General features: G+C 60.3%; 15 protein-coding genes. 8 read left to right on the forward strand and 7 right to left on the reverse strand.

Annotation, left to right across the window (positions count from 1 at the left end):
- Positions 1-184 precede the first annotated feature (184 nt).
- A complete protein-coding gene (locus AB1451_11410) occupies positions 185-697 on the forward strand; it encodes a hypothetical protein (protein ID MEW6683510.1) in 513 nt (170 codons plus the stop codon).
- Between the two features lie 423 nt (positions 698-1,120).
- Here the strand turns inward: AB1451_11410 and AB1451_11415 are convergent, their stop codons facing one another.
- The 6 genes from AB1451_11415 to AB1451_11440 form a co-directional block, all read right to left on the reverse strand.
- Positions 1,121-1,432 (reverse strand): DUF433 domain-containing protein, encoded by a 312-nt coding sequence (locus AB1451_11415; protein MEW6683511.1) that lies wholly within the window; start codon positions 1,430-1,432, stop codon positions 1,121-1,123.
- A 135-nt stretch (positions 1,433-1,567) separates the two neighbouring features.
- The gene (locus AB1451_11420) at positions 1,568-2,716 is read right to left on the reverse strand and encodes a hypothetical protein (GenBank protein MEW6683512.1); all 1,149 of its coding nucleotides are present in this window, start codon (positions 2,714-2,716) and stop codon (positions 1,568-1,570) included.
- 109 nt (positions 2,717-2,825) lie between these two features.
- The gene (locus AB1451_11425; GenBank protein MEW6683513.1) at positions 2,826-3,227 is read right to left on the reverse strand and encodes a hypothetical protein; all 402 of its coding nucleotides are present in this window, start codon (positions 3,225-3,227) and stop codon (positions 2,826-2,828) included.
- Positions 3,224-5,671 carry a DEAD/DEAH box helicase family protein gene (locus tag AB1451_11430; protein MEW6683514.1) on the reverse strand — a complete coding sequence of 816 codons (2,448 nt, stop codon included), beginning with the start codon at positions 5,669-5,671 and terminating at the stop codon, positions 3,224-3,226. Before AB1451_11430 ends, AB1451_11425 begins: the two co-directional genes overlap by 4 nt.
- Positions 5,672-6,000: 329 nt before the next feature.
- Complete coding sequence (locus tag AB1451_11435; GenBank protein MEW6683515.1) at positions 6,001-6,246, reverse strand: type II toxin-antitoxin system RelE/ParE family toxin; 246 nt, start codon at positions 6,244-6,246, stop codon at positions 6,001-6,003.
- The gene (locus tag AB1451_11440; protein MEW6683516.1) at positions 6,243-6,539 is read right to left on the reverse strand and encodes an AbrB/MazE/SpoVT family DNA-binding domain-containing protein; all 297 of its coding nucleotides are present in this window, start codon (positions 6,537-6,539) and stop codon (positions 6,243-6,245) included. The genes AB1451_11435 and AB1451_11440 overlap by 4 nt, the downstream gene beginning before the upstream one ends.
- A gap of 708 nt (positions 6,540-7,247) precedes the next feature.
- On the opposite strand from AB1451_11440, the gene AB1451_11445 reads away from it, so the two are divergent.
- The 3 genes from AB1451_11445 (at position 7,248) to AB1451_11455 (ending at position 9,391) form a co-directional block, all read left to right on the forward strand.
- A complete protein-coding gene (locus AB1451_11445; GenBank protein MEW6683517.1) occupies positions 7,248-7,439 on the forward strand; it encodes a DUF1778 domain-containing protein in 192 nt (63 codons plus the stop codon).
- 167 nt (positions 7,440-7,606) lie between these two features.
- Positions 7,607-9,049: an ATP-binding protein gene (locus AB1451_11450; GenBank protein ID MEW6683518.1), complete on the forward strand. Its 1,443-nt coding sequence runs from the start codon at positions 7,607-7,609 to the stop codon at positions 9,047-9,049.
- Positions 9,050-9,169: 120 nt separating this feature from the next.
- A complete protein-coding gene (locus AB1451_11455; GenBank protein ID MEW6683519.1) occupies positions 9,170-9,391 on the forward strand; it encodes a type II toxin-antitoxin system HicB family antitoxin in 222 nt (73 codons plus the stop codon).
- 136 nt (positions 9,392-9,527) lie between these two features.
- On the opposite strand, the gene AB1451_11460 is transcribed toward AB1451_11455, so the two are convergent.
- Complete coding sequence (locus tag AB1451_11460) at positions 9,528-9,872, reverse strand: hypothetical protein (GenBank protein ID MEW6683520.1); 345 nt, start codon at positions 9,870-9,872, stop codon at positions 9,528-9,530.
- 493 nt (positions 9,873-10,365) lie between these two features.
- Between AB1451_11460 and AB1451_11465 the strand changes: the two genes are divergently transcribed.
- The 4 genes from AB1451_11465 to AB1451_11480 all read left to right on the forward strand — a co-directional run bounded on the left by AB1451_11465 (position 10,366) and on the right by AB1451_11480 (position 15,314).
- Positions 10,366-11,922, forward strand: coding sequence for a class I SAM-dependent DNA methyltransferase (locus AB1451_11465; protein ID MEW6683521.1), 1,557 nt, complete (start codon positions 10,366-10,368; stop codon positions 11,920-11,922).
- Between the two features lie 29 nt (positions 11,923-11,951).
- Complete coding sequence (locus AB1451_11470; GenBank protein MEW6683522.1) at positions 11,952-12,824, forward strand: hypothetical protein; 873 nt, start codon at positions 11,952-11,954, stop codon at positions 12,822-12,824.
- Between the two features lie 89 nt (positions 12,825-12,913).
- Complete coding sequence (locus AB1451_11475) at positions 12,914-14,182, forward strand: restriction endonuclease subunit S (protein ID MEW6683523.1); 1,269 nt, start codon at positions 12,914-12,916, stop codon at positions 14,180-14,182.
- Positions 14,183-14,225: 43 nt separating this feature from the next.
- A complete protein-coding gene (locus AB1451_11480) occupies positions 14,226-15,314 on the forward strand; it encodes a hypothetical protein (protein ID MEW6683524.1) in 1,089 nt (362 codons plus the stop codon).
- The last annotated feature ends 104 nt before the right edge of the window (positions 15,315-15,418 follow it).

The following is a 15,418-nucleotide window of genomic DNA, read 5'->3' on the forward strand; positions in this document are numbered from 1 at the left end:
CTGTCCGTGGGTCGATAAAGATCGCGTACAGAAATCGCAAGGCCATCAGGCGCAGCGGTGGCGCAACCCCGATGCTCCAAGTGAGGGGGTTATGAGCAGGTGGTCAAGAAAACGCTGGAAACGTCAACTCACGCCACAGGGTCTCGGTCTCGAACATCGGTTTGCGATTGTGGATCAATGCGCGGTGGTTTACACCGTTCCAGGGATCAAACTGGGGGCACGCGGCGAGAAGCCGACCGACACCATGAAGCGTCTTCCTCCACGTTATCAGCAGCTCGCGAACGAGGTTTCGCAGCGATTGCCGCCGAGGTGGCTGGCGTGCGAGTTGGAGGGCGACGCGCCCAGCGTCGAATGGGAAATCGAGCTGACCGAGGACGTGCATTTGACGCAGAGCGGGTGCGTCGTGGTGGCTTCAGCCGCGGCGGAGCGGTTTGAGACCGTTGAGTGCTGGACGGTCACGCTGCATCGGCGTGTGCTGGACCAACTGTCGGATCAGGCCGTCCGTTGGGTCATTGCCCGTGAACTCGGGTACGTTGCGGCTTGCCGCGCCTCGGGCATCGTGGTCTCGCCGGAATCCGATCCCTCGGGCCCGGCCTCCATCCGCGCAGCCTGCGAGCGTCGCGCGGACTTGTACGCGATTGATTGGGGATTCTCCGAGGAGAGGAAGGCGTACGACCGAGAGGTGAGCTTGTTGTAGGCGAGCAGATTCCCAAAAAAATCGGGCTGGCCCCGAAGAGCCAGCCCGTTGCTTTGTTTGGTTGCGGGGGTGAGATTTGAACTCACGACCTTCGGGTTATGAGGGCGTTGGGACCTAAAATCGCAGTTTCTTGATAAGTGGCCTGGTTTCCCGATTCACTACGAAAATCAAGGCGCTTCGCATTTATATCTGGCTCGATCGCGTCCGGCTGTTTCGATCGATTTCGACGTGTTCAGACACAATTTAGGCACAGCGCAAGCTGATCCATAAAACATCCGCGTCACTGTTCCTTGGGTCGATCCGGAGCGGTAGTCCTTCTGCTGACCGCCTAACCCACATGTGCAGATCGGAGTGGCTGGCAACGGGCATGGGTTCGCGTCCGTCTGAGGGCTGCGGAACGTCGGCGCGGGACGATGTCTCGGTTCAGAGCGAGTAGCGCTGGCGCACGGCCTCTTCGGTATTCTCCGCGAGGTCGCGATCGACTTCCTCGCGATTGTCGTAATAATACGCGAGCGCGTCGTGGGTCTGGGCCAGCGTCAGGTACGGAAACTGTTCGACCAGTTCCTCAGGGGTGAGGCCGTGTTTCAACACGTATATCATGACCGATCGGACGGGAAATCGCGTCCCGGCGATCACAGGGCTTCCTCCGCCAATCTGCGGGTGGCTGGTGATAAGGGGATGGCCGATCCGGGGCACGGAGCGTCCTCGTCTATATAGACGAAGCAAGAATACCACAGACGACTTGTCCTTTAATACACGTCCTGCCTGGGCGTCCTTAGGCCCTCACCGCAGACCTTTGTAGGTCAGGGGAGCAGGGTTACCACCTGTCCCCCCTATTATTAACTTCCTGTCCGGTGTCGCCCGTTATTGTCAGCCCTTCACGAGACCAGACTTTTGAAGTCTTCCCAGGAAGCTGGGCTTCGTCGCGTGCCGCTCGTAGAGCGCCTGGATGCGTACTCGGGTGTCTGAGCCGCGGCCGTCCCGCTGCGCGAGCTCCTGAAGGTCCTTGAGGAGCCTGACGGCTTCGTCGTAGTCCTGCGGCCGCCGCATCGCGATCAGGATATCGACCTTGTGCCAGGTTTCGTCCTCGCGCTTGGCCAAATCGTCGAGATACCGCCTGCGACGTTGAGTCTCTTCGCGCTCACGGCGGCGTTGCTCGCGGGCAGCCCGTGCGGCCTCGACGCGCCTGCGCGCGTCGGCGCGTTGTTTGGCGGCGGCCAGGAGCTGCGCGACCGTCCGCGGTTTCGGGGCGCCGCCAGCGCGGAGGGCCTGGCGGCCCTTCTGAAATCGACGCAGCAGCTCGGCTTGGACCGGGGCCTGATCCCCCGCTGCGAGTCGTACGAGGAATTCGGTTTTGTCGGAATCGGGTAGCGTCTGGACCCAGCGTGCGAAATCCTTCGATGACACCGCTCCGCTCAGATCTGGGCTGTGTTCAGCGGCGACGGCGATGAGGTCACCGTCGATTCGCAGGAACTCCGCGAACGCCGTCAGCGGCGCGGTCACCTGGCGCAGGCCCGGAGGAACCGGCGGCTCGGTCGCGTGGTGGTCGGGCGCCCCACGCTGCACACCGAGCAGCCACGCGAGGTAGAGTGCCCGGTGGTCACCGCTTTCAAGATCCCGACGCAAGGGGATGAGCGAGGAGAGCCAGCCGCTCCCGTCGTCTGTCCACTCGCCTTCCTCGTCGTCCGAACAAAACTCGAGAATGACGAACTCGCCGCTGGCCCGAACGGCGGCCGACTCGCTCCGGCAGTATTGCCTGGCGGTCCGGAGATCGAACGACGTCTTGGGGACGCGCAGCATCAGTTCGTGCGTGCCCCAGTTGGCCAGAAAAAGGAACGCATCAAAGTACCGTTCCATCCACCGTGACGGGTTGCCCTTGAAACCGCCCCATTCGTAGTGATTGACGAAGCGGGTGGACGTGATCGTGGCGCGCGTGGAGTACGCGCGCAGTTCGCGCATCTCGCGCTCGGTCAGCGGCCGATCGATGGCTTGGAACTCGTAGTACTGGTACTCACTCACAGGTATCCTCCATGCGGTGACCCACTAGGGCCAAGTCCGAAAGGCATCGATCCACTCCGCGCCTGCGGGTAGTCGTGTGGGGGAGGAGGTGTGTGCCGCCCGTTAACCGTCACCCACCGCGCCGCCAGCGTCGATACGCGGCGATCCATTCGGCTCCCCGGGGTGGCGGCGAAGGCAGGGGTAGATCCACGACCGGGATCCGCTGGCGCTCGCGACCGCGTCGGCAGAACGCCACGATCTCGTCCGCATCGTTGAAATCCACGCGCTCCACCGTCACGGTTGCGCCGAGGACCGTTGTCTCGAACGGGACCTGAAGGTGCTCCTGGATCATGGTGAGTAGGCCCGTCAGTTCCTCGGCCTCGTTATAACAGTCGACCGTGGCTTCCTCGATCAGTTTGCGCAGGCGTGTTCCGGTCGGGGCCGGCCCGCGGGTTGCTGCGCCACCTGAGCGGAGGGAGCTCTTTGCCTGTCGCGCCGTTGGCGCGAAGCGGGTTCTGGGTTTGGGGCTCATGAGTGTTCCGTTTCGGTGTATCCGATGGCTCGGTAACCCCGCAGGCGTTTCTCGAACATCCGAGCGAGCATGGGAACCTGGCGGTCTACGTAATCGACGATGCGCACCTCGGTCTTGCCGACACGCAGTCGGTGCAGCCGGCCGGCATACTGCACCAGCGTGCCCTTCCACGAGATGGGCATGGCCAGGAAGAGCGTGTCCAGCCGCGCGTCGTCGAAGCCTTCCCCGGCGTAACGCCCCGTCGCCAGCACGAGGCGCTCCTCATCGCCCGGGAGCGTGGCAAGCCGCGTCCTCATTTCCTCCCGGGCTTTGCCCGTCATCCCGCCCTGCAACACGATCAGATGGCGGGTGAACGGGCGGAGCCGAGTGGCCAGGTAGTCCAAATGGTCCTTGCGCTCTGTCAGCACCATGGGTGTCCGGCCTTCGTGCAGAGCGCTGATCACGTCGTTGAGGATCAATTCGTTCCGCGCCTCGTCGGTCGCGAGCTGCGCGTACAGCGCCTGGATGCCACGCGTCGGTTCGGAATCGACCCCGTGAAACACCGTGTCCCGGACGATCAACCGGTGAGCGAAGGGCCGGCGCGCCGCGTGATGCTTCGGATCGACCACGAAGCGAGCAGGCCCCAACTGCATCTGGGCGATGGGGTGGTGTCCATCCCGGCGTTGGGGTGTGGCCGTGAGTCCGGTCACGAAGCGGGCCTTGACCTCGGAGAGCACGCGCTCGAAGGAGACCGCGGGCACATGGTGGCACTCATCCACGATCACGTGTCCGTACCCGGCGACCAGATCATCCACCCGCCCTTCCCGGACGAGGCTCTGGATCATCGCCACGTCGAGCTGGCCAGTGGGCGCGCGACGGCCGCCGCCGATCTGGCCGATCGCCTTGGGCTCGATACCCAGGAACAGGGCCAGTTGCGCGACCCACTGGTCCAAGAGCGGACGCCGATGGACCAAGACCAGCGTGCTGCGACCACGTTGCGCGACGAGGTAGGTGCCGACTACCGTCTTCCCCACGCCTGGTGGCGCGACCAAGACGCCGAGATCGTGGGCGAGGAGGGCGTCCGCCGCTTGGGCCTGGACCGGTGTCAGCGCGCCGTGGAATGTCCACCTGGCCTCGTCACCCATGAGCCGCTGATCGTCAACCGTGAGCGAGATCTCGTAGGCGCGAAGCAGGTCTTCCAGCTCTCCGAGGCAACCGCGAGGGAGTGCGAGATGCTCGGGAAACTCCTCCGCACAGGTGATTACGCGGGGCGTGGTGACCGTGGAAAGCCGCATCTGCTGCTTTTTGTAAAACTCGGGATTCTGGAATGCCGCGAGGCGCTTGATCTGGTTCAGCAGCGCGGGCGGACAGCCTGCTTTCTCCACGAAGAGGCGCTGGCCCAACACGGCTCGGATCGATGTGGGAAGCGTTCCCGTGATCTGCGCGGCGAGCGGGCGACCGGATGGGGGCCGCGCCCACGGCTCGTGGTCATCGTCCTCCGGCGCCTCGGCCATGCGCACGCCGATCACGCGCCCCTGGTGCGTGGCCTCTCGGGCGATCAGCTCGACGGCCTGCGGATCGATCCGCGGGATCGAGGCGAGCGCGGCCCATTGGTCCTCGTCCGGGTAGGGGACCAGCTGCTCGTCGAGGAACACCGTGTGGCCGCGCTGGCGCGGCTCGTGTTGAAACGGCAACGCGATCAAGTTCCCGAAGCCGCCGCGCGGCATGGTGTCCTGGTTCGGAAACAAGCGGTCATACGACTCCATGCTGAGTTCATGGCGCCGCGCCATCGTGTCCGTGATCAGGGCGCAGCCCATCGCGCGGGCAGTGCGAGCGGCGACGGGTGCTGCGAAAAAGAACCAGACATGCGCGCCGCACCCCGATCGCGAGCGCTCCACCGCAACCGAGAGGCCCGCATGCCGGCAGGTCTCCCGAAACGCGGCGACATCCTCGGTCCAGGAACGCTTGTCGAAATCCGCGGCGAGGAACCAACAGGTCTCATCAGCGAGGAGGGGGTAGACGCCGATGACGTGACGGCCCTGGAGGTGATCGAGGATCGCCTGATCCGAAACCGGGATGAACGCCTGGTTGGGGCACTCGCCGCATTTGACTCGCGGCTTCTCGCAGACCCCACGCACCCACTCATTGGAACAAGCCGGCGCGTATCCCGTTTTGCCCGACTTGGCGTTGGTCCACAGCTTGGGATAGACATCCTCCCGCCCACGAAACCGCTGTCGAAACAACGCCACCTTCTCAAGAGGCGTCGTGGGCGCCGCCGGGGGTGGGAGGACGGGCAACCGCACGCGGATGGCCAGCTCGGCATCGCACGACGCCAGGTCGGCGTTGAGAGAGTCGAGTCGCGCCTTCGTCGCCTGCCGCGCTCGCTCCAACTCGGCAAGCTGCGCTTCTTCCTTGGCGATGGCTTCACGGAGCGCGTCCTCGCGTCTGGGGGTTGGCGCAGTCACCTGTCCTCGTTGCACTGAGCGGGGTGCAGACTGATGTGCTCGGTTGATGGCTGGAGCCTAAAGAGTTTTCTCTCTCGCGTCAATTGACCCAGGAGTGCTGCCGATGCGCGGTCACGGACCGCGAACAGAATCGAATAACGCTTCGCCATCTGGCTACGGCACCATGCTTGGTCGATTGGAACAAGCGTCCTATACTGGAGCCGGACCCAACGTCCAGATTAGAATGGCATGCGACACCGTGTTAGAAGGCGTCCTCTTCATGCTCCTGCCCAGGGTTCTGACGAAGAGACTCTTTTTAGGGGCGTTAGCGGTGCGCGATCGCGGATTCCTTACTTGGGGTGAGGAATGATGGCGAGAATGTGGTACGTGTCCCCGTGGATCTCGAAATAGAACCGATAATTGCGGTCAACGCGGGCCTGCCACACCCCCGCACGCTCCGCGTATTTTTTGGCTTTCAGTGAAGGGTGCCGGAGATTCATAAGAAGAAAGCCAAGTTGTTTATCAAACTTGGCTTTCAGGTCTTCAGCGAGCGCGGCATACTGCTCGGCCGCCCGAGGGGAGAAAAGGGCTCTCACGCGGTGCGGTGGCGCCTGGCGGGCGTGCTGGCCTTTGCACGAGGGGACTTCGCGACGCGCCGCAGGGCGCGGGAGGCTTCCCCAGCGGTTTTAAACGGGCCGAGGTACTCGCCTGCCTTGATTTGCTCGCGCGCAAGATCGATCTCGCGGTTCACGAGGTCTTTAGGGGAGAGTTCCAAAACGCCGTTTTTGATCTCGGCTTCGAGAAGATCGCCCACCTTCAGGGCAAGGCGCGCGCGGAGGTTCACCGGCACCGTTATTTGGAACTTATCTTTGACCTTGACGATCGACATGCATCGCTCCTCTGTTAGAATTTTTGACTTTCTGATTTTACCACGATTGCGGACCAGGTCAAGGGGTGCGGCGATGGCGCCAGAGCCTGCGACTTGACCGGCTCCGAAACGTTAGAAGGGTCGCGGTCCGCGTTCGGTTCGTTTGAACTGGCGGTGGGCCCCCAAGTGAATGCCGCCTGAGATAAGGCGTCTCTCCAGCGAAGAGCTCTACGCTCTGGTGTGGGCCGAGCCCATGACCAAGGTCGCGGCACGCTTTCATCTGTCCGATGTCGGTCTCAAGAAGATCTGCCGGAAGCATTGGATCCCTGTGCTTGGCCGTGGGCTATTGGCAGACGCTCCAGGCGGGACTGCGGGTCAAACAACCGCCCCTGTCCTCGTACCGGCCAAGCGCCCATGATCAACATTGCCGTCCGTCCCGGGCAGCGAACGACGAAAGCGTGCCACCGATTGTCCTGCAGCACACAAGCGGAAGAGAACCCCGTGTCGGACGTCGTCCGTTAATGCTCTGGGCCGAGGCTGACGGAACTGGAAGAAGCCCTTGGGTCGGTGATCGGATCTCCGGGGGGGCAAACGGGTGGGGCAATTGACACCGTGTCAAATGCCCTACTCGTTGCCCCCCCTAACCCCTGTCCACAGGGAGTTGACCGTGACGTTCCTTTGACCTGTACGGTATATCACCGCATATTTAGCGGTGGGAAGGGGACCACCATGAGTACGAAAGACAGAGATAAGCCGGGGAAGGGGGCTCGGTATAAACGACTTGAAGCGCGGGTCAGCGCCGTACAGACGCTGAGCGAGCATGACCGCAAGGCCTTTGTGGCGGCGCTGCTCCAGCCCGCCGCGCCCGGCAAGGCGCTCCGGCAGGCGGCGAAGCGCTACAAGGACCGTGCGCGGCTTTGAAGAAATATGGGGTTCTCTTTCAAAGCTGGAACGGCTTTGAAAGTCGCCTTTCGTTCGTCCTCAAAGTCTCACTGGCATCTCAATAACTTGATTTTCTAATAATTAAGTGCATAGTGTGTCATTCACTTCTTGGAAAAATGTGGTATTTATCGAGTTGGGAGCGAGAATTGAAGGATCTTGTTGACCGGGCGGAGATTATCGCGGTCCTGCACGGTTTTAATCCGTGGTGGAGCGGGAGACCGGTTCGTGTCCCCGAGTTCCGGCGCCTCGCCTACAACGCCTGTCGTCGCTACTTAGGGCACCCCACGCTGCAGCGCGCCATCCTGCTCTCCGGTCCACGACGAGTCGGCAAGACAACGATCTTGCAACAGGTCGTCGACGGGCTCATCAGGGACGCCCAGGACCCCAAGAGCATCCTGTATTTGAGCCTGGATCATCCGATCCTCAAGCTCCTCTCGTTGCGAAATATTCTCGCCGTGTACCACGAGCACATCCATCCCGAGGGACAGCCGACCACGTTGTTACTGGATGAGATCCAGTACTCCCGCGAGTGGGAAACTGAGATCAAGTTGCTCGTCGACCACCACCCGGACTATCGCATCGTGGCCACGGGATCGGCCAGCGTGGTCCATAAGGAACGGCTTGCCGAAAGCGGAGTGGGACGCTGGATCACGGTGCCGGTGCCCACGCTGTCGTTTTACGAATTCACCCGTCTGCGCGGCGAACCGGAACCGGCGATCGATCCCAGGCTCCGTCCAGGCGACCTGTTCGAGGCTGACGCCGCGACCCTGACCACAATCGCGGCAAGTGTGCGGCCGCTGTTGCCGTTCTTCCAACGCTACCTGCTGGTCGGCGGGTTTCCGGAAACCGCCAAGCAGGACGATATCAGCTTGTGTCAGCGCCTCTTACGCGAGGACGTGGTCGAGCGAGTGCTCAAGCGCGATATGACCGCGCTGTTTGGCGTACGCAACGTCAACGACCTTGAGAAGCTGTTCATCTACCTCTGCCTGCACACCGGCGGCATTCTCGCGCACAAGACCGCGGCCACGGCCCTGGAGACCACGACTGGCACCGTGGCAAACCACCTCATGCTGCTTGAGCAGGCGAACCTGGTGTATCGGTTGCCGCCGGTCCGCGCCGGGGGAAAGAAAGTCCTCAAAGCTCGCAACAAGTACTACTTGGTCGATGCCGCGTTGCGCAACGCCGTGCTGCTCCGCGGAGAAGAAGTGCTCACCAACCCAAATGAGATGGGGTTGATCGTCGAGACCACGGTGCTGCGGCACCTCTACGCCTATTACTACCGCGACGTTCCCGAAATCGCGTATTGGCGTGACGCGGTCAGCGACCGGGAGGTGGACATCATCATCCGCAGCCCCAAGTACGTGTTGCCGTTCGAGGTCAAGTACCGAGACAAGGTACCGCTCGATCGTTCAAGCGGCCTCGCGGTGTTCAGCGGAACCGAAGGCGTGAAGCAGGCGTACTTTGTGACCAAGAACGAGACGGACTTCGGCGTCACCAAACTCGAAGGGATCGACACCCAATTCCTCAAGATCCCGGCGCACGTGTTGACTTATCTGCTTGGTCAGGCGGAGCGGCTGCTGTGGGAGTGATCGACCACATTGGTCAGCCGGGATCGAGTGGCCGTTACGGTCGCGATATCGTCTTTGCTGGGACGCCAGCCGCAGCCTGATCCGCGACGGACTGCTTGGCGCATCGCGGGAGGACGAGTAATGAGCGATTACCACATCAACATCTTCTATAGCGAAGAGGATAGAGGCTATATCGCCGACATCCCCGACCTTGAGTTCTGCTCTGCGTTCGGACGCAGTCCAAAGGAAGCGCTTGCCGAGGTCGAGCGCGCCAAGGGCGCCTGGATCGAAGCCGCGAGAAGCGAGGGGAAGCCAATTCCCGAACCCCGTTACCGCCCCGTGATTTATCAAGCGGCGCGATAGGCTTTGCTAAACGACAACCGATTCCGGTGTTTTAGCAAAGGATTTAGCAAACGAATTTGGAACTGGACTGCCCTCACACTCGTTAGCGGTAGGGGCCTTTCAAACGCAGCACGAGCCCGTTGGAACGAGCCGAACGCTAATCGTCGTGGTCGCGTTCGAGGAACTCCTGACCGTAATTCCAGTACGCCTTCGTTCCCGGAATAAACGGATTGCGGTTTCGCTCTTCGTCCCAGTCGAATGTCCGGGACTTTTCGGTCCGCACTTTGCCTATCAGCAGTTGGGTGATCGTCGCAAGGAGAAACCCGCTCACGCCGATTGCCGCAATCACGAGCAGGCCCGCAAAGAGGTCCTGATGAAGCAACCCGCCGATCACCCACACAGCGGCGATGAGTAAACCGAAGGCGGCTGCGAGCCTTCCCGCGCGGCGGCGAAGGACCGAACGTGATGGAATGAGATAGAACGCCGTTGTCGAATCAGTCATCTGTCGTCCACTCATGCGAACAGTGTACGCTCCAGCACGAAATCAAAGCCACTTGGGCTCTGTTCTCATAATGTTCTGGGTCGGGCGTGATGAGAACCGGGAGGAGCCTTGGCAAGGACGAGGAGATGAATGCGAGACGGCCGATGCAGGCTATCGGTGACTCGATCTCCGTGGGGCAGACGGGCATGGCTATTGACACCGTGTTAAACGCCATACTCCTCGACCCCTTGGCCGCTATCCGGGCAACCCCAAAGTTGCGCACTCGTCTTGTTCATGATTCATGAACGACGTTGATCAGTGAACAAATGCGAGGAACCGCACTCCGTAGGCCCTCGGAGAACCCCTTCACTGAGGAGTTGTTCTTGACCCTCGAACCCGCAACGGGCTAAGCTGGGCCTCTACTTCTTTTATAAGGGGGCTTGGCGTTTGTCTGAAAGCCGTCCCAACTCCGCAACCCGCTCTGGGTTGCGGCACCCACGTGTACCGAGGAGACATGGCAGCAAAATCCAAACAGAAAAAGATCAGTAACGGTGGCAATTTGGGGTTCGAGCAAAAGCTCTGGCAGGCCGCGGATGCGCTGCGCAATAACATGGACGCGGCGGAGTACAAGCACGTTGTCCTCGGTCTGATTTTCCTGAAGTACATCTCCGACGCGTTCGAGGCCAAGCACGCGGAACTCCAAGCCGAGAAGAAAAAAGGCGCCGATCCCGAGGACAAGGACGAGTACCGCGCCGTCAACATCTTCTGGGTGCCAAAGGAAGCGCGCTGGCAGTACCTCAAGTCAATGGCGCCGCAGCCCACCATCGGCAAGCTGGTAGACGACGCCATGAGCGCGATCGAGCGCGACAACCCGTCGCTCAAGGGCGTGCTGCCGAAGGACTTCGCCAGACCGGGGCTCGACAAGCAGCGGCTGGGCCAGATCATCAACCTGGTCAGCGATATCGCGCTCGGCAGCGCCGCGGACCGCGCCAAAGACACGCTCGGCCGTGTGTACGAATACTTCCTCTCCCGCTTTGCCAGCGCCGAAGGTAAGAGCGGCGGCCAGTTCTACACGCCCACGCACGTGGTGCGCGTGCTGGTGGAAATGCTCGCGCCGTACAAGGGCCGCGTGTACGACCCCTGCTGCGGCTCGGGCGGCATGTTCGTGCAATCCGAAAAGTTCATCGAAGCGCACAGCGGCAAACTCGGAGACATCTCCATCTACGGCCAAGAGTCCAACTACACCACGTGGCGATTAGCCAAGATGAACCTCGCGATCCGCGGCATCGACGCGCAGATCGCGCATGGCGATACTTTTCACAACGACAAGCACCCGGACCTCAAGGCCGACTACGTCCTGGCCAATCCGCCGTTCAACGACAGCGACTGGCGCGGCGAATTGCTCAAGGATGACAAGCGCTGGGTCTACGGCACTCCGCCCGCGGGAAACGCCAACTACGCCTGGGTACAACACTTCATTCACCACCTCGCACCCACTGGCCTCGCGGGTTTCGTGCTCGCCAATGGTTCGATGTCATCCAACCAGTCGGGCGAGGGCGAGATCCGCAAGGCCATCATCGAAGCCGATCTGGTGGACTGCATGGTGGCCTTGCCGGGCCAGCTTTTCTATTCGACGCAGATCCCGGTTTGCCTGTGGTTTATCGCGCGCAATAAGCGGAACGGCCGATTCCGCGACCGGCGCGGCGAGACGCTTTTTGTCGATGCTCGGAAGATGGGCACCCTGATCGACCGTGTGCACCGCGAGTTGACGGACGACAACATCGCCAAGATTGCCGGCACTTACCATGCCTGGCGCGGCGACAAAGGCGCAGGCAAGTATGCCGACCTGCCGGGATTCTGCAAAGCCGCGAAGCTGGACGACATCCGCAAGCACGGCCACGTACTCACACCGGGGCGATACGTCGGTGCGGAGGCGCTGGAGGACGACGGCGAACCGTTCGAGGAAAAGATGAAGCGGCTCACTGCGACGCTGCGCCAGCAGCAATCCGAGGCCGCTAAGCTCGATGCCGTCATCGCCGCCAACCTGAAGGCGCTGGGATATGGCGGGTGAGGCAAGGAAAGGTTATGGAGGTTCCCACTATGAGTGCTAGCTGGGCACTGAACTCGACTATTTTTGCAGATCTTGATCTGAAGGGGTTAGTTGGTGGCCAGGGGCTTGGTTTTCATCGGCTCATAGCGCAGGTGGATGTAACCACCCACAGCAAACAACCTGGAGAGGATGTCGCGGTCACGAATATCGGCGGTGAACTGCGGGTACGTGGAAGGAGCGAACCGGAACATGTTGTGGGTTACATGAGGCGACAGGGCCAAGAGGTGCCCCTTGCAACTGGTCAATATACGTATAAGACAAATGTCCCGCTTGAAATTGAATTGGACGCAAGACGCGTCGACGCAATAGAGCGGGTCAGGCTTGGAGGAGATTTATTTTTCAGCCTAAGTCTATTTGGAGTGGCCCATGGTGGCCGCGATAGGATCACACAGCCAGTGCCGGTCACACTTCAATACAGGGCCAATCAAGGCACCTGGATTGAAATACTTGGACAAATGGGCTATCGGAAAACAATTCTCTTGGAAATTCCGGTACTAGAAGACGACGTCAACCCACAGTTTCCGCAGGCAGCGGAGTATCTTCAAACAGCGCAGACGCATATGCTGCGCGGGCATTTCCGGGATGCGGTGGGTGCATGTCGGGATGTCATGGAATCGTTGTCAACAGTTTTGAACGACGATGGAGTCCAACCGCCCGAGGCGATCAAATCGTGGTTCGAGGGCACGCGGGCGATGGGTAAAGAAGAACGGCTTCGGATCGTGCGGAGGGCACTCAAAATATTGACACATCCGGCGCGACATGCGGATGAGGTCTCGACTGCAATTGAGTGGGGGCCGGCTGACGCGAGGGGGGCCATAGTCATGGCGGCGGCTCTGCTCAATGTGGCGGGCGAGAGGAAATGAGCAGGTTCGTGCCCAACTTCGCGTAAAGACTGCATGGTCGCTGACGCACGATGAAGAAGCGATCGCCCGTAACCTGCACGAGTTTGCGTATGGGGAGTGAGTGGCCAGTTAAGACCATAGCCGAGTGCGCATCTGCCGAACCGTATTCAACCCAGATCGGGCCTTTCGGCAAAGCACTGATGGCCGATGAATACACCGAGATCGGAGTACCGGTCCTGCGCGGCGTGAACGTCAATCGTGGCCGTTTTCACGATGACGATTTCGTCTTCATCGACAATAAAACGGCGGATCGACTCAGCAAGTTCGAATCCTTCCCAGGAGACGTTCTTCTGGTCCACAAAGGGACGCTTGGCCAAATCGGGTTAATGCCGACCAAGCGTAAATATCCCCGCTACATCATGGGCAACAGCATGATGCGTGTACGGTGTGATCCGGCGAAGCTCTTGCCTGAATACCTCTACTATTGGCTGTCTTCGCCCGAGGGCCAACACTATCTATTCAGTCGCGTCTCCCAGGTAGGCGTCCCGCAGATACAAACGCCGCTGACTACATTACGGCAAGCCGCTCTACCTGTTCCTCCTCTCCCCGAGCAACGCGCCATCGCCCACATTCTCGGCACGCTGGACGACAAGATCGAGCTGAACCGGCGACTGAATGAGACGCTGGAGGCGATCGCGCGGTCGCTCTTCAAGTCGTGGTTCGTGGACTTCGACCCGGTCCGCGCCAAGGCCGAAGGCCGCGACCCCGGCCTGCCCAAACACATCGCCGACCTGTTCCCTGATTCCTTCGAGGACTCGGAGCTGGGAGAGATTCCGAAGGGATGGGAGGTCGCGAGTTTGGGTGACGTGATTGATCTCGCCTACGGAAAGGCATTGAAGGAGGAGGCTCGGCTAGCCGGACGAGTCCCCGTCTTCGGCTCTAACGGTCAGGTTGGCTGGCACAACGAGAAGTTGGTCGATGGGCCCGGAATTATCGTCGGGCGCAAGGGCAACCCTGGGATCGTAACGTGGGCGTCAACAGATTTCTTCGCCATTGACACCACGTTCTACGTCGTGCCGAAGGCTAAGTGCGACAGTCTCTATTTCCTGTACTACGCGCTCCAAGACCATGGCCTCGCGTCGTTTAGCGCCGACTCGGCCGTCCCCGGCCTCAATCGGAATATGGCCTACATGAGCAGACAACTGGTCCCATCACCTACTGTTCTGCGTGCGTTTGACAGCCACATCCGGCCCCTTTTTCAGCGTTACCATGGCAGCAATGAGCAATCTGGTGCCTTGGCCGCCCTGCGCGCCGCGCTGCTACCGAAGCTCATTTCTGGCGAACTGCGGGTGAAGGAGCGAATCGCCACGGAGGTCTGAAATGGTGCCAACGGTGTCCAAAGAGACTCTAACCAGCTTGGCGATGTTAAAGGTGAACATCGACCAAGGGCAGGACTACCTTGATTACCTGAGGCCCTTCATTCTGCAGGTGCTTGTTGACCACAGACCCGATCCGGTCACTGACCAAGCGGTCCATGATCTCCTCTACTCTCAATTTGGTCTAGAAATTCCTGCGCGTACGGTACAGGTGGTATTGAAGCGCATCTCACGGAAGTACCCGCTGAAACGTCAGGAAGGCATATACCGCATAACGGGTACTCTTCCGAATCCACGCATTGCGCATAAGAAAAGTGAGGCTGAGCGACATATTCAGGCTGTTATATCTGGGCTCATTGAATTCGCCAAAGGCAGAAGCCAACCTATCACGACACCGGGCGAAGGTGTCGCCGCCATCTGCGCCTTCTTATCCGAGTTCAGTATTTCGTGTCTGCAGGCCTACCTGCGCGGCACGACCATACCAACTGCAGCGGGGAAGCGGCAAACCGTCCTTGTGTTGGTCAGCGAGTATGTCCTACATCTACAACGGAACGACCCGGAACGCTTTGAGAGCTTTCTGATCATGGTTCAAGGGCATATGCTTGCGAACGCTTTGCTCTGTCCTGATCTGCAGAACGCACCAAAGACATATAAGGGAGTCACGTTCTATTTTGACACGCCTCTTTTGGTGCAACGCCTTGGACTTGAAGGTCAACCCAAAAAGCTCGCAATCGAAGAACTGATCGGCTTAGTCCGAAATCTCGGAGGAGTTGTTGCCACTTTCTCCCACTCTCGTGAAGAACTGGGTCGTGTTCTTAAGGGCGCGGCCGAACATCTGAATGATCCAGACGGGCGTGGGGCCATTATCATCGAAGCGCGACGGAATGGTACAACGAAGTCCGACCTCCTCCTCTTGGCAGGTGGAGTCGATCAGTTGCTTTCTGACGCTGGCATTGAGGTGGAGGACACGCCCCCATACATAACCGATTTTCAGATCGACGAGGCGGGGTTTGGGGCAATTCTGGAGGACGAGATCACCTACTGGAACCCTCGGGCAAGGGACTTCGACATCAATTCGGTTCGAAGTATTTATGTATTGAGGGCAAACAGGGGAGTGTGTGCCAGACTTAGTTGAGATTTGAGAAGCGGCTCCTGATGTGGTGAACTGGTGTCGCCGAAGACACCGAAACTCACACACAGGAGGAGCCGCAACATGAGGACAGTACCGAAGTTGGTGGG

This window comes from Nitrospirota bacterium, from assembly GCA_040757335.1.
Lineage (GTDB): Bacteria > Nitrospirota > Nitrospiria > 2-01-FULL-66-17 > 2-01-FULL-66-17 > JBFLXB01.